At 38.0% G+C, this 24,416-nt stretch carries 20 protein-coding genes; 11 read left to right on the top strand and 9 right to left on the bottom strand.

Going from position 1 to position 24,416, the window contains the following annotated elements; all coding sequences use genetic code 11:
• Nucleotides 1-75 precede the first annotated feature (75 nt).
• Genes V6C71_16905 through V6C71_16895 form a run of 3 tightly spaced genes read right to left on the bottom strand, consistent with a single transcriptional unit; the run spans nt 76 to nt 2,474 of the window.
• The gene (locus V6C71_16905; GenBank protein HEY9770141.1) at nt 76-489 is read right to left on the bottom strand and encodes a hypothetical protein; all 414 of its coding nucleotides are present in this window, start codon (nt 487-489) and stop codon (nt 76-78) included.
• A complete protein-coding gene (locus V6C71_16900) occupies nt 490-873 on the bottom strand; it encodes an S-layer homology domain-containing protein (GenBank protein HEY9770140.1) in 384 nt (127 codons plus the stop codon).
• A 53-nt stretch (nt 874-926) separates the two neighbouring features.
• Nucleotides 927-2,474 (bottom strand): ABC transporter permease subunit, encoded by a 1,548-nt coding sequence (locus V6C71_16895; GenBank protein ID HEY9770139.1) that lies wholly within the window; start codon nt 2,472-2,474, stop codon nt 927-929.
• A 389-nt stretch (nt 2,475-2,863) separates the two neighbouring features.
• On the opposite strand from V6C71_16895, the gene V6C71_16890 reads away from it, so the two are divergent.
• Complete coding sequence (locus V6C71_16890; protein ID HEY9770138.1) at nt 2,864-3,616, top strand: amino acid ABC transporter ATP-binding protein; 753 nt, start codon at nt 2,864-2,866, stop codon at nt 3,614-3,616.
• Nucleotides 3,617-4,035: 419 nt separating this feature from the next.
• A complete protein-coding gene (locus tag V6C71_16885; protein ID HEY9770137.1) occupies nt 4,036-5,901 on the top strand; it encodes a chloride channel protein in 1,866 nt (621 codons plus the stop codon).
• An 18-nt stretch (nt 5,902-5,919) separates the two neighbouring features.
• Here the strand turns inward: V6C71_16885 and V6C71_16880 are convergent, their stop codons facing one another.
• Nucleotides 5,920-6,768: a cyanophycinase gene (locus tag V6C71_16880; protein HEY9770136.1), complete on the bottom strand. Its 849-nt coding sequence runs from the start codon at nt 6,766-6,768 to the stop codon at nt 5,920-5,922.
• A 307-nt stretch (nt 6,769-7,075) separates the two neighbouring features.
• Between V6C71_16880 and V6C71_16875 the strand changes: the two genes are divergently transcribed.
• The gene (locus V6C71_16875) at nt 7,076-9,025 is read left to right on the top strand and encodes an acetate--CoA ligase family protein (protein HEY9770135.1); all 1,950 of its coding nucleotides are present in this window, start codon (nt 7,076-7,078) and stop codon (nt 9,023-9,025) included.
• Nucleotides 9,026-9,122: 97 nt separating this feature from the next.
• Here V6C71_16875 and V6C71_16870 read toward each other — a convergent pair whose 3' ends face one another.
• From V6C71_16870 to V6C71_16860, 3 genes are all read right to left on the bottom strand, one after another.
• Nucleotides 9,123-9,329, bottom strand: a complete 207-nt coding sequence (locus V6C71_16870) for a sensor histidine kinase (protein ID HEY9770134.1) — start codon at nt 9,327-9,329, stop codon at nt 9,123-9,125.
• Nucleotides 9,330-9,455: 126 nt separating this feature from the next.
• Nucleotides 9,456-10,661 (bottom strand): glycosyltransferase family 4 protein, encoded by a 1,206-nt coding sequence (locus V6C71_16865; GenBank protein HEY9770133.1) that lies wholly within the window; start codon nt 10,659-10,661, stop codon nt 9,456-9,458.
• A gap of 33 nt (nt 10,662-10,694) precedes the next feature.
• The gene (locus tag V6C71_16860; GenBank protein ID HEY9770132.1) at nt 10,695-11,942 is read right to left on the bottom strand and encodes a glycosyltransferase family 4 protein; all 1,248 of its coding nucleotides are present in this window, start codon (nt 11,940-11,942) and stop codon (nt 10,695-10,697) included.
• Between the two features lie 540 nt (nt 11,943-12,482).
• Between V6C71_16860 and V6C71_16855 the strand changes: the two genes are divergently transcribed.
• From V6C71_16855 to V6C71_16820, 8 genes are all read left to right on the top strand, one after another.
• Entirely contained in the window at nt 12,483-14,453 is a 1,971-nt protein-coding gene (locus V6C71_16855) for a response regulator (GenBank protein HEY9770131.1), read from the top strand.
• Nucleotides 14,450-15,742 carry an O-antigen ligase domain-containing protein gene (locus V6C71_16850; protein HEY9770130.1) on the top strand — a complete coding sequence of 431 codons (1,293 nt, stop codon included), beginning with the start codon at nt 14,450-14,452 and terminating at the stop codon, nt 15,740-15,742. The genes V6C71_16855 and V6C71_16850 overlap by 4 nt, the downstream gene beginning before the upstream one ends.
• A 47-nt stretch (nt 15,743-15,789) precedes the next feature.
• Complete coding sequence (locus tag V6C71_16845) at nt 15,790-16,635, top strand: class I SAM-dependent methyltransferase (GenBank protein HEY9770129.1); 846 nt, start codon at nt 15,790-15,792, stop codon at nt 16,633-16,635.
• A 54-nt stretch (nt 16,636-16,689) separates the two neighbouring features.
• Nucleotides 16,690-17,658, top strand: a complete 969-nt coding sequence (locus V6C71_16840; GenBank protein HEY9770128.1) for a glycosyltransferase family A protein — start codon at nt 16,690-16,692, stop codon at nt 17,656-17,658.
• A gap of 30 nt (nt 17,659-17,688) precedes the next feature.
• Complete coding sequence (locus V6C71_16835) at nt 17,689-18,666, top strand: glycosyltransferase (protein HEY9770127.1); 978 nt, start codon at nt 17,689-17,691, stop codon at nt 18,664-18,666.
• Nucleotides 18,667-18,706: 40 nt separating this feature from the next.
• Entirely contained in the window at nt 18,707-19,966 is a 1,260-nt protein-coding gene (locus V6C71_16830) for a lipopolysaccharide biosynthesis protein (protein HEY9770126.1), read from the top strand.
• 511 nt (nt 19,967-20,477) lie between these two features.
• Nucleotides 20,478-21,188, top strand: a complete 711-nt coding sequence (locus V6C71_16825; GenBank protein ID HEY9770125.1) for a hypothetical protein — start codon at nt 20,478-20,480, stop codon at nt 21,186-21,188.
• 163 nt (nt 21,189-21,351) lie between these two features.
• Nucleotides 21,352-21,870 (top strand): hypothetical protein, encoded by a 519-nt coding sequence (locus V6C71_16820; protein HEY9770124.1) that lies wholly within the window; start codon nt 21,352-21,354, stop codon nt 21,868-21,870.
• A 143-nt stretch (nt 21,871-22,013) separates the two neighbouring features.
• Here V6C71_16820 and V6C71_16815 read toward each other — a convergent pair whose 3' ends face one another.
• Both V6C71_16815 and V6C71_16810 read right to left on the bottom strand, forming a co-directional pair.
• Nucleotides 22,014-22,706 (bottom strand): hypothetical protein, encoded by a 693-nt coding sequence (locus V6C71_16815; protein ID HEY9770123.1) that lies wholly within the window; start codon nt 22,704-22,706, stop codon nt 22,014-22,016.
• Between the two features lie 397 nt (nt 22,707-23,103).
• Complete coding sequence (locus V6C71_16810) at nt 23,104-24,312, bottom strand: DegT/DnrJ/EryC1/StrS family aminotransferase (GenBank protein HEY9770122.1); 1,209 nt, start codon at nt 24,310-24,312, stop codon at nt 23,104-23,106.
• Nucleotides 24,313-24,416 lie beyond the last annotated feature (104 nt).

The raw sequence follows: 24,416 nt of genomic DNA, 5'->3' as shown, positions 1-24,416 counted from the left end.
CTCACCCAACCTCTCTCTTCGCACGAGAGGGGTTGACGAAAATAGTTGACGGCGATCAAAGTGTTAAATATCAACTCAAATTAAAAAGCAGAGTAATAAAGCATTATCTTTTGATATAAGAGCAAAATTCTGATTAAATAGACTCAGCGTGTCATAGGCTACTCCCATCGTCGGGACAACATCAAAAAAATCATCGACATCAACGCCATTAACACCAACTAAAGCAGAAATTCTTTCGGTAACAGCAAAAGTGTAGTATAAATCGTCGATTTCGACATTGTTGCCATTATCTCCCTCAAAGTTAAGCGCTAAAGAATTAGTTTTGCCAGATTCCACTGGAGTAGTAATGTTTGCTGCTTCTAATCGCACTCGTAGCAGATCTTCTCCCGTAAAGGTGCTATCTAAATTGAGTTGAACGCGACTGCTAAAAGTTATTTCATCATCAACATCGCTACCGTCTGGTTTAGCATCGCCAAATGTTCCCAGCACCTAGTTAACGATCTCTGTATTTAGCTTGGTAGTGGTGGAAAAAGAACTGTCTTCTAATACAGCCGTCCGACTCTCCAGTTCATCGACTCTACCCCCCAAAGTAGCCAATTCTGCGGCAAATTCATAACGAGTCAAGGGTTGGTTGCTGCGATACGTTTGATTAGGAAAACCAGCAATACAGCCGTAGCGGTCAACTAAACTTCTCAGTGCTTCGTAAGCCCAGTCTGTCGGAGCAACATCTCTTAGCTGATTGACGTTAGTAACCTGCCCTAAATCATCTTGATAGATATTCTGGGGCGTGGCTTGAGCGCGATCGCCATCGCTCAAAACGACACCAGAAACTATTGCACCTATAGGGAGCAATTTAACTACACGATTAAACATTATCCTCTCACCTAAAATTATTGATTTTTGTCTGCCAACATTATTAAGCTTGATTAGCCTGCTAATTGTTCCGAACTCGAAGCAACTTGGGCTGAGGCTTTTTTATTAGCACTTCGCACGGGGTTGAGCCGTTTTTCTAGCCAACTAAAGACTCTAGAAGCAATAAAGGTTAAAAACAGATAAATTAAGGCTACTGCTGCATAAATTTCAAAAGCACGATAAGTAGTTGCCACCATTAGTTGTCCCTGACGGAATAGTTCTTCAAAACCAATAATCGCGACTAAGCTCGTGTCTTTAATCATGGTGATAAACTCATTACCTAAAGGCGGTAACATTCGCCGAAAAGCCTGGGGGAAAATGACGTGGCGCATAGTTTGCAACCAACCCATTCCCATTGATTGAGAAGCTTCCCACTGTCCTTGGTCGATCGATTGAATACCACCGCGAATAATCTCGGCTAAATAGGCAGCAGAATTAAGACTCAAAGCCGTAACCGCAGCAGCAAACCGATTAAAGCTAAAATCTAAGCCTATTTGCTGTAGTAGAGACGGTAAACCAAAGTAGATCATAAAGATTTGAACTAGCAAAGGCGTACCGCGAAAGAAGTCTACATAGATGCGACTCAACCAACCCAAAGGTTTGAAGTCGGAAATTGAGGCTGAAGCCAGTAAAGTGCCGCCAATTGTGCCAAAGAATACCGAAAACGTCGTTAACATTACAGTTACTAATGCTCCCCATAGTAAGGTGGGCAACATTCTAGCCAGGCTAAAGGCAGAGGCTTCTCCTTCTAAGGCTGGAGCAACTAAAGGTAATTTTGCCGGCTCTCCTGCAAACCATTTCTGATATATATCGCGATATCGATCGCTCTTGAGCAGTTCATCTAGAGCATTGTTAACTTTCTCTAAATTGGGCGAGTTTTTCGGCAGGGCAATTCCATAGTATTCTTCAGTCAATAGTTCTCCAACCACCTCAACATTATTAAGATTGCCAACTTTGATTGCATAAAGAGTTACGGGAGCATCATTGACTACAGCATCTACATTTGCATTGCTTAATTCTTGTAGAGCAAGTGGGGGATTATCAAAAGTAAAAATTTCTGAGCCTGCTATTTTCTGAGCTTCCTGCGCTCCAGTTGTACCAATCGCAACGGCAATTTTTTTATTTTCTAAATCATCAAAACTTTTAATTTCCCCTTTGTCTTCTTTCCTAACGGCGATCGCCAAACCAGATTGAAAGTATGGGCGACCAAAATCTACTGTCTGGGCCCGTTCGGCAGTAATAGTCATGCCACTGATTGCCGCATCAATGTTTTTAGCCTGTAGAGCGGGAATTAGCCCATAAAAGGGCATACTTTGAAACTGAATTTCTAAACCCGCTTCTTCACCAATTGCTTTAAATAGATCGATATCAAATCCAGTAAACCCTTTACCATTTGAAGCCCGCATTTCAAAAGGAGGAAAAGCTGGGTCTGTTCCTACTTTTAAAACCCCTTGAGCGTTTAAAGAAGAAGTTAAATAAAAGTTGAGGCTAATTATTAATAATAATCCAACTAAACTGAATCCTATTTTTCCTAACCAAAATCGTAAGCTATTTTTATTCATAGTTATTTAATAGTTTATGATTACTATTTTCTTTATCTAGATAGGTTTAAATTTAAAAAATTAGCAGAGTCTTTTTTTGGAGCAAAACTATCGATTAATATCAAGTAAATTTATAAATTCATAACAATACTAATCTTACTAGCTGCATTTAATAATTAATTTATTCAACCACCATACCTTGCTGGATACAGGATATAAGCTTTTGAACTAAACTCTACTTTAAGCTATATACCATATAGATGTGGTTAGCATAAGTTAATGGTTGCAAAATTTTGCAAATAAGACGAATTATGAACATAACCTAATATAATTAATGTGTTCAATTGTACAGTTGAACCAAAAATAGTGAGTTATTTTACTTGAGAGTAATTTGATAAGATTTAATAAGTATGTCTACTTCTGCCCCAGTTATTTCCTTTGATAATTTAAGAAAAAGCTACGGTTCATTAGAGGTATTGAAAGGGATTACTGCTTCGTTTTATAAAAAAGATGTTGTTTCAATAATTGGTACTTCTGGCTGTGGAAAAAGTACTTTGCTGCGCTGCTGTAACCGCTTAGAAACTATTAATGGTGGCAAGCTCAGGGTAATGGATATCGATCTTTCCCAACCAACGATTAGCGCGCACAAATTAAAGCAGCTACGAACTAAGGTAGGTATGGTTTTTCAGCAATTCAATCTATTCCCTCACCTCAATGTGTTGCAAAACTTGATGTTAGCGCCTGCTGAGGTATTAAAGGAATCAAAATCAGAATGTCGCGATCGCGCCCTACATTATTTAGATAAGGTGGGTTTGATTAGTAAAGCCGACGCCTATCCCGAACAGCTATCTGGGGGACAAAAACAGCGGGTGGCGATCGCGCGCAGCCTCTGTATGAAGCCTGAAGTGCTGCTGTTTGACGAACCGACAAGCGCTCTCGATCCTGAATTAGTCGGAGAAGTTTTAATGGTAATGAAGCAGCTTGCTGAAGAAGGAATGACGATGGTAGTAGTTACCCATGAAATGCAGTTTGCCCGCGAGGTGGCAAACCGAGTTATGTTTCTCAATCAGGGAGTCGTAGAAGAACAGGGAGATGCCAAAGAAGTATTGACCAATCCTCAATGCGATCGCCTTAAAGCTTTTCTTAGTCGGATGAATAATTAAGCCTTGGTGATTTAACGTATAAGGTACAACAGCAAGACTTGCCCTTGTCGAGGTTTCCTCGACGGGCTTCCTTGCTCAAAGTGTTTCGGTTCGTAGCAAATAGCTATTAGCTATTTGCTGAGTTATCAAAGGAATAACTATCAATAGAATTAAACTGCCATCGATAGGTTGCTCTTGATTTATTTATTATTTACAAATCTTTAACCAAGATAACCAGATGACTTTAATAAAATAATGAGAGAGTTATAATATTTTTGGGATAATTACGGATATTTATGGCTAATTTCTGACAACTACTGGCAATTTTTGGTTTATTTGCAGTTTTTAGACTTAAAACACATATTTATTTAGAAAGAAGTTAATCTTAGATTGGACGCTAATCTCGGAATTATGGTTAGCGATCGCAAGCGTACCCATTAATGATCGATACACATATCCAATCCCAGCTATTTTTAGCTCCTAAATCGAATCCGTCTTCCCTTTCAGAATATTTAACCGATCGCCTCAATCGCCTTCAACCTTCACCAGAAGCCTTAGTGTTAATTGTGGCTTTAATTGTTGGCGGAGGTTCAGGTTTAACTGTCGTTTTATTTCGCTATTTAATCGATCTATTTCAAACTTGGAGTTTTGAAAAACTATTAGGAATAATCTCCATTTGGGGTGGTTGGACATTATTGTTGATACCTACTCTGGGTGGCGCGATCGTCGGTACGATGAAATGGCTGTTTCCTCAAGTATTAGGTCAAGATTTTTATACTTTACTCAAGAGTACTAGAGAGCAAAAAATCGCGCCTTGGCGACCTGCCCTCAAAATGCTGGCAGCCTCTATTTCTCTGGGTACGGGGGCTTCTTTAGGGCCAGAAAGTCCCAGTGTGGAAATTGGTGCGAATATTGGCATTATTCTGGCACAACTGTTTCAAGTCTCCAAAGACCGCTATCGGCTACTGTTGGGTGCAGGGGCAGCAGCAGGACTAGCAGCAGGTTTTAATGCTCCCATTGCTGGAGTTTTTTTTGCCCTAGAAGTAGTTCTGGATACGGCGTTTACCACTCCAGCAGCTAGTTTAATTTTGCTGTCTGCCTTTATTAGTGCGGCGATCGCCTCGTCGATTTTGGGCGTACATCCAGCTTTAGAATTACCAACTTATCAAGTTTTTAGCTATTGGGAATGGTTATTTTACTTGGGCTTAGGATTATTAGCTAGTCTTGTCGCTTTTACCTACACCCAAGCAATTAAATTGGCGCAAGCTAGTTTTCGAGGAGAAATTGCTGGTTTACAGTGGTTAGGCAAACTACCGATCTGGCTCAAACCTGCCCTTGGTGGGATAGTTCTTGGTACGGTAGCCTTAAGCTTACCCCAAGTTTTGGGAGTAGATTATGGCACGGTAGAGCAGATTTTAAGGGGAAGCCAATTTTCCCTGGCTTTATTGTCTTGGTTGCTCATAGTTAAATTAATTGTCACCGCTATTAGTTTAGGTAGCGGTTTTGTAGGCGGAGTTTTTGCTCCAGCTATATTTTTAGGGGCCTGTTTGGGATCGACTTACGGCAATATCTTAGCTTTAATCGTGCCTCCAGAATTAGCCATTGCCCCGCCTCCTGCTTACGCCATCGTGGGCATGGCAGCTGTTTTAGCTGCAAGTGTTAACGCGCCTTTAACCGCGATCGCTTTACTGTTTGAGCTAACTCAAAATTATTCGATTATCTTACCTTTAATGGCTGCTGTGGGCGTTAGCGTTTGGATTATTGGTTTGATTCAATCTCAACAAGCAACCGATGGCTTAAACCTTCAGCAAATGGGCATGAACTTAGAAAAACAGGATGAACGAGAATTGCTAGGTCAAATGTCTGTAGCCGAAATGATGTCAAGTTCTTATTTGGCATTGCCTCAATCTTTATCAGTGCTAGAGGCTGGGGAAACAATCTTAAGCAATAAATCTCACACTGCTTTAGTAATCGACCAACAGCAGCAATTGATCGGTATTGTTACTCTGGCAGATATTAAACGCCATGTTCTAGAACTCCAACAACACTCAGCACCACAGACAGATCGACCACAACTACAAGATATCTGTACCTTAGAAGTTCTCTATACTTATCCCGAAGAACCAATCAGTTCGGCTTTAGAGCGCATGGGAACTAGGGGGTTATATTTACTACCAGTGGTTGATCGCGACAACCCCCGTCTGATTTTGGGAGTAATCAGTAAAGAACAAATATATTTAGCTGAAGATTTGATTTTAACTCAAGCAGCTCTTAGTTCATATCAAGTTTATTCATTAAAAATATAAATTTATTGCTGATTAAGATTAACAAAGACAATCTCTTTGTTTGAGACTAAAGCGATAGCCATTAGGTAAGATATGCAATTTTGCACCACATATTGCTAAAGCTTCATCCTGTAGAGATTCATTGAGGTTAGTGTGACTGAGATTGGCAACATCAACAATAGTTACTGCACCTTCACCAATAACTTCGATTTCATCTCCATTTACGGCGATCGCCGTATTTTCGTCAATACCAAAACCTAATACCGCAGGTTGTTGAATTAAAGCAGAAACAAACCTGCCCAGTCTACCTCTTTGGGAAAAATGCTGATCGATCGCTACTTGGGGTAAGAAACCCATACCTGGCTCTAAAGTAACCGTATCCAGACGAGGATTAGTTTCGCCGTCGCCTTCAACAATCATAATATCGGGCATCATGGCTGCTCCTGCACTTGTACCTGCGATAACTAAACCCTGCTCGAACTTTTGATGAAGCAGATTGTCAATCTCGCTATCTTTAAGAATTTCGGTAATCCGAGCTTGATCGCCTCCTGTGAAAAATACTCCCGTGGCGTTATCAATAACTTCTAGATTTCCTTCATTACTAGCATCTTCTCGACGTTCGGTATCGACAATCTCAACTGTGTCTGCACCCAACTTTTCAAATAAATATCGATAGTCTGAACCTACTTCCTCAGGCAAAGATGTCGCCACAGTCATCACCACAATTCGAGCGTTTCTGCCTCCTGCACGACGGATAAATTCTCTTAATATTTTACATTCACCCTCTTTATCTTCCGCACCACCAATAATTATTAGCTGTCCAGATTGAGATTTGCTAACAGCTTCCACATTTTTGTCATCGCTTTTTTTAGATTCAAGTGCCACCATAGCTACATTAACTTATCTATTATAATATTGATAATTTCTAATAAAACATATTTTTAAATTGATTTGTATATTGCTAAAGGTGTATTTTAATATTTTGCAAGATAGATAACTAATAATTATTGGTTAATATGGCACGATCCCCTTTTACTTTCTATAAAATTGAAAAACAATTAGTATATATAAAATATCAGCTTGCAGAGCAGAAGTGTTTAGTTTGGTTAGCTAAAAAATAAATCCCTGGATAGAGGTGAAAAACCAAAGCTATCCCTACTGTAAGTGATGTTGCTGTGAAAGAAATTCAAGGTTAATGGACATAGATCGACCAGTTCGTGTAAATGCTAGGAACACCGATGTTTTTGATTTATTCAACTTTCAAGAATATCTAGGACCAAATCCTTATTTAAATCGAGCCTCATTGGTGTTTGAATTGGTCTTAACAGGATGCGATCGCCCTTTGCCTATCTCTGATTATTTAGCTGTATTGGGAGCGCGTTATCCCCGATTAACCGAAAAAGAATATTCTTCTCATGCAGAGTTATTTGCTAGTACAGCTTCGATGGTAAATAAGCTAGACATGGATTTACATCTCCAGGGTTGGAGTGTACAGCAGCACGGACATCTCCCGTTGCGTCCAGTGGCGCAACCGTATCCTCAAGAATCTGAATCTGCCAAAATTGCCATAGAAGCACTACATCTGCGCACTACAAGAGAGGTAATTTATACAGTCTGGGATTGGTTTGAGGCGCTCGCCAGGGGCGAGGATTTGGAAATTGCCTCACAAATTGATAGCTTGCAACAAGTTTTTCGTAATTCAGTATATGGTGGCCCGACTGTATATGCTCTATTGCGATCGGCAAATGCCAAAGAAATACCTAGCTTTTATCTTTGGGATGAAAGATTGATGCAGTATGGTTATGGCAAAAAGCAAATCAGAGGAGTAGCCACCACTTTTGATACTGATAGTCATCTCGATTCTGACTTTACAACGCAAAAAGATGATTGCAAACGATTTTTAGCCGAGTTAGGTTTTCCCGTACCTCAAGGGGATATAGTTTACTCTTTCGAGGCAGCCTGTGATGCGGCCGAAGAATTGGGTTATCCCGTGGCTGTCAAACCCGTATCGGGACATAAAGGTATTGGGGTAACTGCCGACATACAAGCAGAATCTGAACTGAAAACCGCTTATCAAAGGGCGGTAGATGCTGTTCCCGAAGGGGAAAAATCAGCAATTATTGTGGAAAATAGCATTGCAGGTCATGATTATCGTTTACTATGCGTTAACGGTCGTTTTGTCGCAGCGATTGAACGTCAACCAGCCTCAGTAACTGGCAATGGTCGATCTTCTTTAAGAGAACTGATTGAAAGAGAAAATCGTTCTCCCCAACGCAATGACACTCCTAATTCGCCAATGGGTAAAATCCAAACTGATGAGGCGATGTACCTGTATTTATTAGAACAGGGACTGGATTTAGATAGCGTAATTGAAAACGATCGCATTGTCTATTTACGTAAGGTTGCTAATCTTTCTTCTGGTGGTTTTAGTATCGATGCCACTAATAAAATACATCCTGATAATATTATTTTGGCACAGGATATTGCTCAGCATTTCCGCCTTACCTGCATGGGAATTGATATCATTACTGCCGATATTGCTAAATCCTGGAAACAAAATAGCTTTGGCATTATTGAAATTAACGCTGCACCAGGAGTTTATATGCACCTCAATCCTGCCATTGGTGAACCAGTAGACGTTACCTCACGCATTTTGGAAACCTTTTTTGATTCGGGTAAAGATGCTCGAATTCCCATTATTAGCCTTAACCGTATTACCCTAAGACAGCTACAGCGATTGAGCGATCGCATTCTGACGTTTCATCCTGATTGGACAATTGGTGCAGTATGTCGCGAAGGAATTATTGTCAATCGTTCTGAAAAGCAACTCAACTCTAATTACAATACCAATGTCCGTAATCTCTTACGCAATCCTCGATTAGATTTATTAATTGCCGAATACGACGAAAAAGTATTAAATACAGAAGGAATGTTTTACTATGGTAGCAACATGGTAGTTTTAGACGACCCCAGCGAGGTAGAAACTATGTTAGCGCGGGATGTTTTTCCTGACTCCACGGTAATTATTAAACAAGACCGACAAATTAGTATCAGACATCGAGGTTTGTTGGAACAGTATGAATTAGAATCAGGAGAATTATTAGAGCAGGTTTATCTTAAAGAAATCGCGACCATCTTAGAATAAATTAGCTGAGAATGTCATTCTAACTATTCTCTTATTTACCCTTTCCCGATTTGGCAATGCTAACTATTAAACATAGGTAAGCTAACTTTAAAGGTAGTTAGTTCATATGTATTTGACTAGTGACAGAAATTTGACCACCATGACAACGGGCAATTAAAGTAGCGATCGCTAGTCCCCAACCCGCACCTGGAATGTCGTGATCGCGATCGCGACGGTAAAAGCGATCGAACAAGTAAGGCAAATCTTGAGCAGCTATACCGCTACTGTTAACAACAACACAGGAGTCAGAATTTTTGCCGAACAAATATTTTCTAACAAACGTAAACCATCAATTTTCGGCAACATAATAAGGATTTATGCCCAACGCGCGATCGCCTGCGAAAATTTTGATTTTTTTCCGTTAATTACTCGACTGAAACTCTTGATGATTTTATGATTGCGTAACTTTTGCTTTCAGCGATGTAACCTGAGAATTGGCAGCGGTTGAACCAGTAATTTTTCCTGAAGAATCTAGTTTAAAGTCTCGATCGTAAACAGATAAATTATCAATGGTGATCTTATCCCAGTCATAGTTAGCCTTGATATGCTCTCGTGCATTTCTCGCCATGACAGCTAATTTTTCTGGTCGATCAATTGCCCAATCTAGAGCTTCGGAGCAGGAAATTGCACTTCCCGAATCAAATAAAACTCCGCGATCGCTACCAATCAACTGTTGATGAGGAAGAATGTCGCTAGCAACTACGGGTACACCTTCCCGCATCGCTTCCAACATCGCTAAAGGCAATCCTTCAAGATCTGAGGGTAGGACAAATAAACCTGCCCCCCTCACCATTTCTGCTAAACTACTACCTCGAAGTTCTCCTGCAAAAACAATATTAGGATTATTACCAGATAATTTCATCAGTTTACTGATGTATTCAGTGGTGTCGCTGTCCCCCCCTGCTAGAACCAATTTCCAGTTAGATCGCTTCAGTCTTTTAAACGCTTCTATTAATAAGTCTGGTCGTTTTTCAGGTACTAACCGACCGACAAAAAGTAAATATCTGCCTGGCTTCAAATCAAAAGACCTAACACACAAAAAATTTGGATCGGATTTTGCATATATCCCTGGTCCATTAGGAATATATATAGGTTCGATCTCATAAGTTTTTTCAAAGTATGTTCTTAGGGCTTGGGAAACTACAACTACATTGTGAGCATACTTAGCTGCCGCTTTTTCTCCCCAATGAATAATACGGCTAGATAACTTGCCCCATTTTCCTCGCTGCCAATCTAATCCCTGACAGGTTGCAATGATTTTGGCCGAGGATAACAACCGAGGGATAAAACTAAACAAGGAAGGTCCTAGGGCATGAAAGTGAACAATATCGTAGTCTTTTAATGTAGCTGCGATCGCAGCTAAAGCCGAGTTAGTTAAAGCATCTAGCCCTCGAAACGGCAATGAAGGGATGCAAATTACTCGTACTCCATGATATTGGCGAATAGAGAACCAAGGCTGCTTTGTATAACTGGAACGAGAATACAAATCTACGGTATGTCCTAGTTCAACCATTCGGGGATAGAGTGCCTGACAGTAATGTTCAATCCCACCCTGATTAGCAGGTAGTCCCTTGACTCCAATAACGGCTATCTTCATATTTTTAAGTTACAATTTTTCTAAAAGGATTTTTTAAACGAATTGTTTTTTAGCGATTGGCTGATTCGTTAAGGTATTCGAGGCTGAGCTTTGATCCCATCTCTCCAGCATATTTTGATAAACTTCGCCTACGACTGTTTTGGCACTGTAGGGCTTAGCTGTTCGGACACAGGCGGCAGGGGGATACTTTGCTGGGTGTTGTAAGACTTGCCTGAGCGCGGCTGCGATCGCTTGAGGCGTTCTTTGGTCGCAAACAATGCCACTATCATTAGTTAAGAAGTCTGGCGTTTCTCCTGAATTGGTAGTAACTACTGGCGTACCGCAGGATAGTGCTTCTAAAACCGTAAGGGGTAAACCCTCATAAACACTGGAAAGAACAAAAACACTACTGACTTGGTGTAAAGAAGCTAATTTATCTTGAGGTACTGCTCCTAGCATTGTCACCTGTTGTGCTAAACCAAGATCGTCTATTTTTGCCTTTATTTGCGATTTTAATTCTCCTGCACCAGCCATTAATAAGTGAACCTTAGGTTGTTTAAGAACAGCAAAAGCCTCAATCAGTAACAAAGGATCTTTTTGGGGATGAAGACGACCAGCAAAAAGGATGAAACGAGTATCTTCAGGCAACCCCATTTCTGTTGCTAATGCTTGCTGTTGCTTTTGTTTGGTTGCAAAATCTAAAGGATAGAATCGCTCTTCATCGACTGTATTTTTGAGATAGCTAATCTTGTCAGCTAGTTGGGAATATTTTTGCTGATAAAACTCGGCTGTCTGAGTATGACAAGAATAGATGTAATCAAACTGCTTGATTAACCAGCCTTCTAAAGCGAAATAAGCTGTGGGAAACTTTTGCCAAAGAATCGCGTTATTACCAGCAACTGGATCCATTTGTTTTTGGATATCATTATGAACTAAAAGAGTTTTCTCTCCTTGCCAGTTACTAGTCGCTAAAGCTGCTTCAATACGATTGAAGTGCATGAAATCCGAGGCAAAATCATGTTTGAGTAGAGCAGCTGTATATTTTAAAGTTGTGGGAATTAAATGCCGAACATCATCGTTTTCGATTTTGATTAGGGGCATAAATTGAATTTCTCGACCCGCAAATTCTTTTTTTTGCCACTGTCCAATAGCTGTATCGTTGTCTCCAGTGCCTATAAGCCTGACTTCAAACTCTGGAGGAGCATACTTTAAAAAAGAGCAGACAAAAGTTTGAATCCCACCAATGCTACTACTCCAAGGATTAAACTGGTAGAAAATTGATAGTGTGGGCTTATTTTTCATGTTTTTTCACAATCAATTACATAAGCTTATGTAAGTTATGGATATGCATAAGCAACAGAATCAATTTATATGCGCGTTTTGAGTAGTACGTACCCAAAATGGTTCGCAGATATATAATATAAATTAAGTGTTTATTTTAAAAGCTTATACTGATAAAGATTATCATAGATTATATTATGTTTCAAGCAATATTTTTAATTAATGTGATGTTGCGATGAACAACTACTTCTTTGTCTGATTAATCGGTATCGTTATAATCACAAAATTAGTAATAACTCACTATTCATTTTGTAGTTCATATGTATTCCAATGACTATGTAAAGAGCTAAACCATACACTACACTACAAAGCTTATACAAAATGCAACATATTTGAATCTATATTTACAAAAGTAGGCTTTAAATGTATATTGCTGAGTATAAATTACTAAAATTTCAAACTCTTTTTTATAAAAAAGTAAATTTATTAGTTAGATTTTCATAGCAATCAAATTAAGCCAATTCACCGTCGAAATGAGCTAACTTTTTGACAAAAAATAATATGATTCGGATTTTATTAGTTGACGATCAAAAAACTTTCAGAGAATCCCTTAGGGTTTGGTTAGAGCCTGTAGTAGATTTGGAAATTGTGGGTACTGCTAGTGATGGTTATAGTGCCATAGAGCAAGTTGGTAAGCTGCATCCAGACTTGGTTTTGATTGACCTGGAAATGCCTGGTTTAGATGGGATTGCCACAACGCGTATTATCTGTGAGCAATTTACTAGAGTTAAAGTAATTGTTTTAAGTGTGCATGATGAAGCTTACTACCTAGATCAGGCGATAAAGGCTGGAGCAACTGGTTATTTAATCAAAGTTCCTCCTCTTGACGAATTAATAGCAGTGATTAGATTTGTACACAGAGGCTATGCTCAAATTGGACCGGGTTTATTGAATCAAACACTGTCTCAAATCCCAGAGTTCAATTTAAATTTGCTACCAACAAAAACGAGCGAATCTAGAAAGCCAAAACCCTCAGAAATAAGTGCAATTCGTTCATCTGTAAAAACCGTAAACCTTGCAAACTTCGAAACCGGGTTTAGTTTACGTCGCTTTCATAGAAGTCGGAAATCTTATTTAGCAATATGGCTGATTGGGAATACTTTATTATGGACAGCAGCTTTAGCCTATCTAATTCTGAAAGCTCCCACCTATAAGAGCGAATGGGCAATTAGCCTTCCGACAGGCAGCAGCTCTACCAATGTCAATTTACCCGAAATTGCCAATGCTTCTTCTCAAAGCGATTCTCCCTTCAGCAATAGCGATGTTTCCGATCCCAGAGAAAACTATAAATTTCTGGCTGAAACAACAGAAGTTCGAGAAGCAGCAGCAAGTCAACTCTATATTCCGATTGGAGAATTAGGAAAGCCTCAAATCAACATTGTGGATAATACCACCTTAATGAAGTTTGAGATTGAAGGAGAAACTCCCCAAAAAGCTTATAAAAAGGCGTTAGCTCTCCAAGATGCTTTGGAAGCGAGATTAGATCGACTTAGAGAACAAGAAATTGAGCAGCAAGATTGGAAGTTGCAGGCAACTCTCGATTCATCAAAAAAGCAGTTGCAAAAAGCACAGCAACGTCTGTCTAAGTATAAAACTCTTGCACCTGTTAGTTCGAGAGAACAAATGCAAAATTTATCCACCAATATTGAAAACTTGCGATTACAGAAAGCGGAAACTTTAGCAGAACTAAAGCAAATAGATGCCAGTTTACAAGAGCTGTCAGTCAATCTGGGTTTATCTGCTCGAGAAGCTGCTGATGCCTTTGTGCTTCAGTCCGATCCGCTATTTCAACAATATTTGAGCGATTATAGCCGAATAAATGGTGAGTTAGTTAATTTGGAATCTAAGTTTTTATCGGCTAATCCGATTGTAATTGACAAACAAGCAGAAAAAAATGAAGTATTGTCGTCACTCGTGCAACGAGGTCAGTCTTTACTAAATAGATCTGTTTCTCAGTCTTTCTTAGAACGATTGAGTTTGAATAGTAGTAGTTCAGATGGTTCAAAAAGAGCAGTTCTATTTCAAGAACTAATCTCACAGCAAACACAGCAAAAAGGTCTTCAAGATCGCGCTCGAGAATTAGAGCAGCAAATTAAGAATTTAGAAAATAGATTGTCAAGTTTGTCCCCGCAGGAGTCAAATTTAGCTAATCTTCAACGCGATGTTCAAATTGCAGAAGCAGTCTTTTCTTCTACCATGACCAAACTAGATTTGAGTAAATCAGATATTTTTGCCTCTTATCCTCGGATCCAAATAGTAAGTAAACCTAGTATTCCAGATGAACCTAGCAGTCTGAAGTCAAATTTTGTGCTTTTAGGTTCTTTTATGGGTTCTTTTTTCTTAACTACAGGATTGTTTTCGCTGTGGTGGCGCGATCGCCAAAATCGGCAAGCACAAAAAGAAGAAAAACTCGAACTAAATCTGCTGCCAAGCTTTAATCATTCTAACAATTCAGTAGCGAGTAAAAAATGAGCGGCAATTTAATAGAACCCCAAAATCTGCCAGAAAAATTGATTTGGTCTTACATAATTGGAACGTATCCTATCTACTATTTGGGAGGGCAATACTTACTCGCATCATTACTCGGATATTTTTTGGTTTTATATCTTTTTTGGCAATGGTGGAATCAAACGGACACAATTTCTTCAGAAGAAAAAATAACTATACCCTTCACTGTCTGGTTGTGGATTATTGGAATTTTGATGATTGAAGTAGCTTTGATTGTAGGGCATTCTAATTTTGACTTGGGTTTGACAAAATTAATCAGTTCTTCAGTGAACCGATGGTTGAGAACTTGGGTTCTGTTTCCCGTATTTATGCTAGTTGGCAGTTTTAAGATTCGTCCTCAATTAATTTATCGGGCTGTTTGCATTCTCTGTATACAAAGCATATTTATGGTATTGATAGCCAGTGTTGTAAGAATGCCCGATGTGATTTATACGTCTCCACTGCAAATTTTTGGTGGGGGCGAATTTTATAATGTGTACATTTTTGGCAGTCTTTTGGATAATGGAACCGAGTTTCGTTTAGTATTATTTACTCCTTGGGCTCCTGCTTTAGGCTTAGTTGCCAATATTTATTTTTTTCTCGCATGGCAGGAAGAAAATCGTAAATTGAGATGCTTGGGAATGATTGGCGCAGTTGCAATGGTAGTAGGTTCTGTTTCTCGGTTGGCAATTATTTGTTTACCTCTAGCTTGGTTTTTAAGTTGGTTGTTATCTAATATCTCTCGTCCTTTAATACAGTTACTAACTGGATTGGTTGCTTTTGGCGGAGGTTTCTTAGCACCGACACTCATTAATGCGATGAATGCTTTTAAAGAAGAATTTACCAATACCAGACCTGGTTCTTCTAAAATTCGAAGTGTTTTACAAAGAATGGCTTTATATCGCTGGCAGAATGAAGCTCCAGTCTGGGGACATGGCTCGATTAGCGCAAGCGGACCAATAGTAACAGCTAATCTGCCTATCGGAACTCACCATACTTGGTTTAGCCTTCTCTACGCTCATGGTATAGTTGGTTGTTTGAGTTTAGCCATACCTTTAGTTTGGAGTTTGATCGAGCTAGTCTTTAAAGCCCAAAACTCCCAAATAGCACAAGTAGGCTTGAGCCTTCTTTTAGTAATAATAATCTTTAGTTTTGGCGAAAATATTGATGGTTTAACTTATATTTATTGGCCTGGTTTAGTAATTTTAGGAATTGCCTTTAAAGAAAAAAGTTTTTTATTTAATCGAACTAAACAAAAATTGGAAGCGTATTAGCAGATACATGCTAACTAGTTCGCATACATAATTATGGAAATATTTTAATGAATATAAAAAGATTTGAGGACGATAACAGAACACTTCAACAAATTAAAGAACACTACAAAATAGAAAAGGAATTAGCTACTAAATTACGAAATTCTCGTAAGGAAGAAAGACAATATTTATACAATGCTCTTTATGATGAATTATTTAAGCAAGTTCCTAGTCATCCGCAGATAAATCGAAAAGCCGATCCTGTAGCTTCTGCTAAAGAAGTATCGCGAAAGATGCGTCTATTAATTAAATATTTAAAACCCGACTCTATCTTTCTTGAAGTCGGACCTGGAGATTGTTGTTTATCATTTGAGGTAGCTAAATGGGTAAAAAAAGTTTATGCAGTTGATGTATCTCCAGAAATTGTTCAACATTCAGCCTATCCTAAAAATTCTAAATTAATTATTTCTGATGGTTGCAGCATTCCCCTTTCTCAAAATACTATAACTATTGCTTATAGTAATCAGTTAATGGAACATTTACATCCTGACGATGCTTTAGAACAACTACATAATATTTATCAATCTATTACTCCTGGAGGTGTATATATTTGCATCACACCAAATCGGTTGTGTGGACCACACGATGTTTCTAAATATTTTGATGAAGAAGCAACAGGATTTCATTTGAAAGAATATACTCAAACTGAGCTTTCCGATCTTTTTTATCAGGTTGGTTTTTCTAAGTTGATAGCTTATATAGGTGGAAAGGGAATTTATTTAAGATTTCCGTTATTTATAATTAAAATAATTGAAAATATTTTGAAATCAATACCATTTAAGCTAAGGAACAAACTAGGAAATTTTTTACCGATAAGGGCATTATTGGGAGTGATATTAGTGGGACAAAAGTAATGAAAATGAACTTTGTAAAAATGATATTTCAAATCAATTTTTAGTAACAAAAAGATGCCAAATATTTCTATTATTATTCCAGCCTACAATGCCATGACTTATCTTCCCGAAACTATGGCAACTGTACTAAGTCAAACTTTCGCTGATTTTGAAGTGATAGTTGTTAACGATGGTAGCTCGGATAAAACTGAGAAGTGGGTTTCCCAAATAACAGACCCGCGAGTCAAACTTATTTGTCACACTACTAATCAAGGATTAGCAGCAGCAAGAAATACGGGTATTGGCTACGCTCAAGGCAAGTATTTAGCATTTCTGGATGCGGACGATCTTTGGGAATCAACTAAATTAGAAAAGCAAGTACATTGTCTTGAAGAAAACCCAGCAGTAGGACTAGTCTATACTTGGTCCGCTTTAATTAACGAGCAAGGTATACGGACAGGGAGGGTGTTTAAAAGTCATGCTGAAGGTAATGTCTGGAAGACTCTGATTGGTTACAATATTGTTTGGTGTGGCAGTGTAGCTATGGTTCGTCGCTCCTGCTTTGAAGCTGTGGGAATGTTTGACCAGAATTTGCGCTCTTTTGTTGAAGACTGGGATATGTGGTTGAGGATTGCCTCTGTTTATCCTTTTAAAGTAATAAAAGAAACTCTAGTGTATTATCGGCAGTCTTCTACAAGTGCTTCCAGAAATTGGCAAGCAATGGAAGAAAGTTTTAGTATTGTTCTTGAAAAAGCATTTGCTTCTGCTCCATCAAACTTGCATTACCTGAAAGGGCGAAGCTATGGTTTTGCTTACTTTTGTCTTGCTTGGAAAGCTCTACAAAGTCGCGCTCCTGATTACAAAAAAGCAAAATATTTTTATGAACAAGCTCTTCTTTATCATCCTTGGCTACGTTTTTCTAAAGAACATATTCGTATAACTTTAGCGATCGCAATCATGCAATGCTTCGGGACAGACGGCTATCGACAATTTTTAGCCATTTTCTACAGATTGCGTCGCAGCTTAAAATTTTCTGGCAACTAATTCCCGTCAAAACAATTACTTGATTGTAATATGACTACTATTTCAGCGATCGTTCCTGCTTATAATGCCGAACGAACAATTCTTAAGACCATAGAATCAATTCGACAACAAACCTATAAAAACCTAGAAATTATAGTCATTAATGATGGTTCTAGCGATCGCACCTTAGAACTATTAGAGTCTGTTCGCGATGAACGACTCAAGGTTTATTCCTATAAAAATGGCGGATTACCTACCGCTCGTAATCGTGGCATATCTCGTGCCACTGGAGATTATATTTCGTTTATTGACGCTGATGATTTGTGGACAAAAGATAAGCTAGAAAAACAACTATTGGCACTACAACAAAACCCTCAAGCAGGAGTAGCCTATAGCTGGGTAATTTGTATGGTGCAAGATCCTGAAAATCCCGATAAGATTACTTTTGTCCCTGAGCAGAAATCTAATTTGACAGGCAATATTTATCCTGACTTATTATTAGGTAATTTCATTGGCAATGGTTCTAATATATTGGCTCGACGGGAAGCAATTGAATCGGTAGGAGAGTTTAAGCCAACCCTGAAATCTTGCGAAGATTGGGATTATTATTTGCGACTAGCAGCAAAATGGGAATTCGTCCTAGTTCCAGATTCACAAATTCTTTATCTCAAGACAGCAGGAACTATGACTTCCAAAGCGCACATCATGGAAACAGAAGGATTGCGTGTTTTGGAAAGGGTTTATCAAACTATGCCCGCAGAGCTTAAATCCTTAAAAAACAAAAGTCTGGCTAATTTTGCTTGGTACTGTGGGGGACTATATCTTAACCATAGTTCTGATGTTCGAGATTTGGCACAGGCTAGAGCTAGATTTTGGCAAGCAATCCGCCTTGATCCTACTATTTTACGCCAGAAAGATAGTTATGTATTGTTAGTTAAATTATTACTTAAACAAGCTTTACCAAATAATCTGGTAAATAATTTAATTTCCTTACTTAAAAAACCTTTTTTAGTTAGCGATCCTCGATAACAATCGGAACTTAAAATTATTTATTGATAAATAAAAATAAATGCTCGATAAATTTAAAGCAATATTTTCTGGCAAATATTTACGTAATGTTGGTTGGCTTGGAGGGGCAGAACTATTTAATCGAATTTTTCGTTTGGGTGCAACAGTTACTTTAGCAAGAGTATTTAGTACTGAAGATTATGGATTAATGGCATTTGTCTACACTACTTTCGATATTGCCAGTATTTTTACCTTTAAACATGGTATTAGTGCCAAAATTATTCAAGCCGAGGAAAGACATGTAACCACTATTGCCAACACTTCTTACTGGCTTAATTGGTTTATGTGCATTGGCATCTTTGTGCTTCAGTGTGCTGCCTCTTTTCCTATTGCCTATTTTTATGATAATAACAAGCTAATTTTTCCTCTTTGTGCATCAGCTTTAGTTTATTTGACTTTCCCATTGTTCATGGTTAATTCTGCCATTATCGAACGGGAAAATAGACTTAAAATTACAGCAATGTGCCATGCTGGACAATCTTTTGTCAGTAATCTTATTATCGTTATTTTAACCCTATTGGGAATGGGAATATGGTCAATAGTTTTCGCGATGTTGTTGTCTAACCCAGTGTGGATTTTTATTACTTGGAAATATAGTTCTTGGCGACCACCTAGAAAGTTTAATCTTGAAGGCTGGCAAGAAATAACTAACTTTGGCAAAAACTTATTGGGAGTAGAGCTTCTTAATAAATTAAGAATGAATTTTGACTATTTAATTGTGGGTAAATTTTTAGGAGTTGAAGCTTTAGGAAGTTACTTTTTTGCTTTCAATGCTGGTTCGGGTATTACCACCAATGTCGTCTATGCTCTAAATTCAGCTTTGTTTCCTCATCTTTGTGAAGTTAGAGAAAATCGAGATAAGCTAAAAAAACAATATTACAGTAGCTTAAAGTCCAATGCGTTAATTTTAGTTCCCTTAGTGTTATTACAATCAAGTTTAGCTCCTGTTTATGTACCAATTATTTTTGGTGAAAAATGGATTTCTGCCGTACCAATTTTAATTATGATTTGTCTTTCAGTAATCCCTCGTAGTTTTGCTTGGACAGCCTCTATACTTCTAAATACTGTTAACAAAACTCAGGTAAGTCTTTATTTAGATCTAATATTTACGGTTGTTTTTGTAGCGTCTATTTTAATTGCTGTTAGCTGGGGAATTTATTGGGTTGCAGCAGCTGTTTTGTTATCTCATGTTATAGTTTTACCTTTTTTTAGTATTTGGGCTACGCGGCAGGCATTCAACCCAAAAACCTTTGTACGGTAAATAATTCAAGAAAAAATTGAAGATATTCAAAAACCTGCGAATAAAGTCCAGTACAATTAGAGACTTAATAACGTGGTTAATCAAAAAATGGATATTAACACTTTTAAAACAAGGGAGAGTTACAATTTCTAATCCAAACGAAAGCCATTAGTAGAAATTGCCAAAAGCTTTGTCTTTTAAGCAATGTAATTACGATAGGTAAAAAAATCGCGCTGAAAAGTAAAATTTTTTCAACAATAGCATAGATAAATAGAACTGTTAAATAAAACGCAAAATCGATAGACTCTACAGTGTATAGAGCTTATAGCTTTTTTAGTCATAAAATTTTAAATTTAGACAGTACAATGGCGTATGCGATTTTGTTTTCTATTTCTCAATCTATTGATATGCTAATATGCGAATTAAAAAATTATCTTTTCTATTTTGTCTCTTTGCCATAGTATTTAGCTGTGTTGTTTACCAAGTAAACTTACTGACTCTAAATACAATTTCTATAGTAAATGAAAGTACTATGAACCAAATAAATTTGGTTAAAACTATCATTTACGATATGACTCCCCCCCATGAAGGAATTCCCAAAGGCGTTCCAGAAAATTTAGATTGGGCATCTCAACCTCGTTTGAGTATGGGAAATAATCCAGGCAACTTCCAAGCTATGACGGCATGGGGGCATCTGTACGAAGATGCCACAGGCAATCCTGCTGTTAACAGCCGAGTGCAAATCAAAAATATTAAAGCATACATGCTCGGTAAACAGGATGGCAAATGGCATCTTTTGCAAAGCTCGCAAAAGGTTGAAGGTGCAGCATATCGAGAAGATTATGCAGGTAATGCTAGCAAATCAGCAGATATCCGTTATGAAAAGAACGATAGCATATCGGTTAAAGCTGGCAAAGGATATAACTTTCACTTTTGGCCCACAACTGGTAGAGTGTCGATCGATCCTAAAAATGTAGCTGGTATCTATACTGCCGTACAAGCAAGACTCGTAATTGATAATCCTCGACTAGCAGACGATAGATCTAAAGCTCGTTATCTACTTGGTATGGGCGGTGATTATTGGAAGAGTTTGAATGCTCAATGGGATAGCTCTTGGACTACCGTCGGCGATATAGGCATTGGTAAATTCAAGTACGTTAAAAAAAGGTGGCGGACTTTTACTATGACTACTCTTTCAGCGACTCAAATTAGTCAAAATCCTCCCCCTGTTGAGGTCGATTGACTGATAAATGCTGATTAGGTTAGCTAATTGTTGAAAAGTTCCATATTAAATGACAACTATTTCGATCCTTGAGCTTAATTATCCCGTCTCCCCACAATAAATGATTGTCGAGTCGGGTCAACTACCTTAACCAACCCGAGTGCTGAGTTTATCTAATTTTGCTTTGCTCACAACTGACAGTCTTTATAGCGATCGCGGCAAGTCCTGGCAACAGGTTTCAGGATTACCTGATGGCGTTATTGGCCCTTGGAATTGGGCGCAGTCTCTGGCTGCTGATGGGGTTGATGGTAACAAGTTTTATTACTATGCAGGAGGAACGTTATATGGTAGCGATGATGGCGGAGTAACTTTTTCGGGGGTTAATAACTCTTTGCCATCGGTTGAGGATCATGTTATTAAAACTGTACCAGGAATAGAAGATGAGGTCTGGTTAAGTCTCGATCGCGATGGCATCTATGTTTCTCAAGATGGCGGAATTAATTTCACTGCCATACCCCAAATAGAACAATCTAGACTTTTTGCCTTTGGGAAACCAACAAAAACCAATGACTTTCCTATTATTTATCTATATGGCAAAGTTGCTAACCAAGGCGAAGGTCTATTTAGATCTCGCGATCGGGGAAAATCTTGGCGTAAACTAAACGATATTTCTTTATTAGCGATAGTGCAAAAACTATTTTAGTTTTAGAAGCTAGTCAGCAAGAAACCGATCTAGTTTTTATTGGTACAGATGGTAGAGGAATCTACTATCAATTTTTTAATCAAGAGAATGAAAACTAACCAGTTACACAATCGCTAAAAGTTAACTTAGGCAAGACAACGCAATTATAACGTTTTCTTAACTGTTTGATAACATAACTTAATATAATAAGCCATTAAACTGACAATACCTAATAATTTAAATCCTTCTTCTAAAATAAAGTGACCTTTAAGATTCTCAGGCAGAACGTCCACAAGAATAGACATCCCCAAAAAACCAAAAGCTAATACAAGCAATAAAGTTTTTGTACGATAGATTAATTTTTTAAAATAAAGACCGTAAAAACAAAACAGGGAGCCATAGAAGCCAAATACAATTGTTTCCAATACACTTTGCAGTTTTTTATTGATTACCCCGATGTTAGCATCCACTCCAAATAGTAAAGTGGAAAAGTTTTCGTGAATCTGAAAGCCATCATCAATTAATAGCAGAAGCATGAGATATCCCGAGCATTGAAAAAATAATCTCCATTTTTTATTCTGCTTATTATCGGCAGGCATCAGATAACTGGTAAACAAACAAGTAGTGGCAGTACAACAAAAAAACAAAAGGCCAACATTAGAAACTATTCCAACATATGGTGCTATACGTCCTACTTCATGAGGATCGGAAACCAATTCATACACTGAGATGCTGGTAAGTTCACTTGTCAACCACACTAAAAAAATGAATAAGAAGGCAGGTATATATATTTTTGCCAGACTCAATGTCTGTTCGCCAAATAAATTTAAATTTGCGGAAATTAACTGCTTTTTCAAACCCAATAAGTAGTGACTAAAAGGATAGTAGCTAATAGAATGTTAAGTTAAGCAATGAATAAGGACTTGTTAACTTTTAATTAAACTAGCATTAATTGAGCATACTTCTAAAACAAATTTAGGCTGTTAGGTATGATATGTGTTGCATAGCACAGCTTTATACAGATTTATATTTGCCTCAATCCTCTCGGGTCAAATTTTGCCAAATCTAAATTGATGTTTAAATAAAAGTTTAAACATCAATTTAGATTTGTTTGGATTTATGGCAAGTTTGAAACCCAAGAAAGGCCTAGATTTGGCTAAGTACCGTGTTGCGATCGCCAACCTAAGCTACAAAAATTAGATATTCAAGTTGTTTTGCTGCTCAACGTATAATTTATACTTAAAAACGATTAAATTAAATAGTTTTTCTATGTTTAGTTGACTCAAAGATTTGTTTAACCGCTAAGATAACATCCTCAACATCTTTATCTGTTAACTTGGGTGACAATGGCAAACTAACCGTTTGTCTTCCAATCATCATCGCATTAGGATAATCTTCTGGTTTCCAGCCAAAGGTTTTTTGATAATAAGGATGTTCGGGAATACTCAAATAATGTACCCCCACGCCAATATTTTGAGCTGTCATTGCATTCAAAAAGTTGTCACGACTAATCCCTGTTTTTTTCTCATCCACAAGAATAGTAAACAAGTGATAACCATGCCTGGTATTTACTTCGGGACTTGCTGGTAAACCTATGGGTAAATCACTAAAAGCTTGTAGATATCGTTGCCAAATTGCTTCTCTTCTCTGCCAATATTTTTCTACTCTAGCTAGCTGATGAATTCCGATCGCAGCTTGCAGATCCATCATATTATATTTGTAACCACACTCTTCTACATAATAGTGTTTATAGCCATCGTCACCAAAACGTTTCCAGGCATCTTTACTCATTCCATGTAATGCTAGTGTTTTAATACGAGCAGCAGCAGATTTTTGACGAGCCAGAATCATTCCGCCTTCCCCAGTGGTAATATTTTTAGTCACATAAAAACTAAAAGAGCCAAAGTCGCCAAACGTTCCAGCTTTACGGCCTTGATATTCTGTCTCAATTGCATGAGCGCAATCTTCAATCATTTTAAGATCGTGGTCTGCAACTAAGGAAGAAAGAGCATTCATATCGCAAGGACGACCCGCAAAATGAACAGGAAGAATAACTTTTGTTTTGTCGGTTATCTTTGCTGCTATTTGTTCAGGGTCTATGTTCATCGTAACTGGATCTACATCTGCTAATACAGGAGTTGCTCCCGCATGAAGAATGGCATTTACAGTAGCACAAAAAGTTAGAGGCGTAGTAATAACCTCATCACCAGGCTTAATCCCCGTCGCTAAAATACTCAAATGTATCGCCGCTGTACAAGAATTAACTGCAACTGCATAGTCTGCATTTTTATAGCTTTTAAAAACTTGCTCAAACTTTGCCACTTTTGGACCTGTTCCCAGCCAGCCAGTGTTCATACTGGCAACAACTTCTTTAATCTCATCAATTTCAATCAGAGGTGAGCCAAATACTAAGAAATCTTTTTTGGCACGAATTGGAAATTTATCGTCGATAGTAGCTTGCATAGCAATATTTAAAAGGATTATTCGTAGATAGAATTCAAAATAATATAGATCTTGAATTAATCAAAACTATTACAAAACTTTAGCTGAGATAAAGATCAATCATA

The sequence above is a fragment of the Coleofasciculaceae cyanobacterium genome (genome assembly GCA_036703275.1).
In the GTDB taxonomy this organism is placed as follows: Bacteria; Cyanobacteriota; Cyanobacteriia; order Cyanobacteriales; family Xenococcaceae; genus Waterburya.
The sequence above is the reverse complement of the archived record's forward strand: the minus strand, read 5'-3'. Positions and strand labels throughout refer to the sequence as shown.

Coding starts and splice junctions, on each gene's coding strand:
- V6C71_16885 (HEY9770137.1), top strand. CDS start 4,036: ATGATCGATACACATATCCAATCCCAGCTATTTTTAGCTCCTAAATCG.
- V6C71_16840 (HEY9770128.1), top strand. CDS start 16,690: ATGCCAAATATTTCTATTATTATTCCAGCCTACAATGCCATGACTTAT.
- V6C71_16890 (HEY9770138.1), top strand. CDS start 2,864: ATGTCTACTTCTGCCCCAGTTATTTCCTTTGATAATTTAAGAAAAAGC.
- V6C71_16865 (HEY9770133.1), bottom strand. CDS start 10,661: ATGAAGATAGCCGTTATTGGAGTCAAGGGACTACCTGCTAATCAGGGT.
- V6C71_16825 (HEY9770125.1), top strand. CDS start 20,478: ATGAACCAAATAAATTTGGTTAAAACTATCATTTACGATATGACTCCC.
- V6C71_16845 (HEY9770129.1), top strand. CDS start 15,790: ATGAATATAAAAAGATTTGAGGACGATAACAGAACACTTCAACAAATT.
- V6C71_16830 (HEY9770126.1), top strand. CDS start 18,707: ATGCTCGATAAATTTAAAGCAATATTTTCTGGCAAATATTTACGTAAT.
- V6C71_16875 (HEY9770135.1), top strand. CDS start 7,076: ATGGACATAGATCGACCAGTTCGTGTAAATGCTAGGAACACCGATGTT.
- V6C71_16900 (HEY9770140.1), bottom strand. CDS start 873: ATGTTTAATCGTGTAGTTAAATTGCTCCCTATAGGTGCAATAGTTTCT.
- V6C71_16860 (HEY9770132.1), bottom strand. CDS start 11,942: ATGAAAAATAAGCCCACACTATCAATTTTCTACCAGTTTAATCCTTGG.
- V6C71_16810 (HEY9770122.1), bottom strand. CDS start 24,312: ATGCAAGCTACTATCGACGATAAATTTCCAATTCGTGCCAAAAAAGAT.
- V6C71_16880 (HEY9770136.1), bottom strand. CDS start 6,768: ATGGTGGCACTTGAATCTAAAAAAAGCGATGACAAAAATGTGGAAGCT.
- V6C71_16835 (HEY9770127.1), top strand. CDS start 17,689: ATGACTACTATTTCAGCGATCGTTCCTGCTTATAATGCCGAACGAACA.
- V6C71_16895 (HEY9770139.1), bottom strand. CDS start 2,474: ATGAATAAAAATAGCTTACGATTTTGGTTAGGAAAAATAGGATTCAGT.
- V6C71_16855 (HEY9770131.1), top strand. CDS start 12,483: ATGATTCGGATTTTATTAGTTGACGATCAAAAAACTTTCAGAGAATCC.
- V6C71_16850 (HEY9770130.1), top strand. CDS start 14,450: ATGAGCGGCAATTTAATAGAACCCCAAAATCTGCCAGAAAAATTGATT.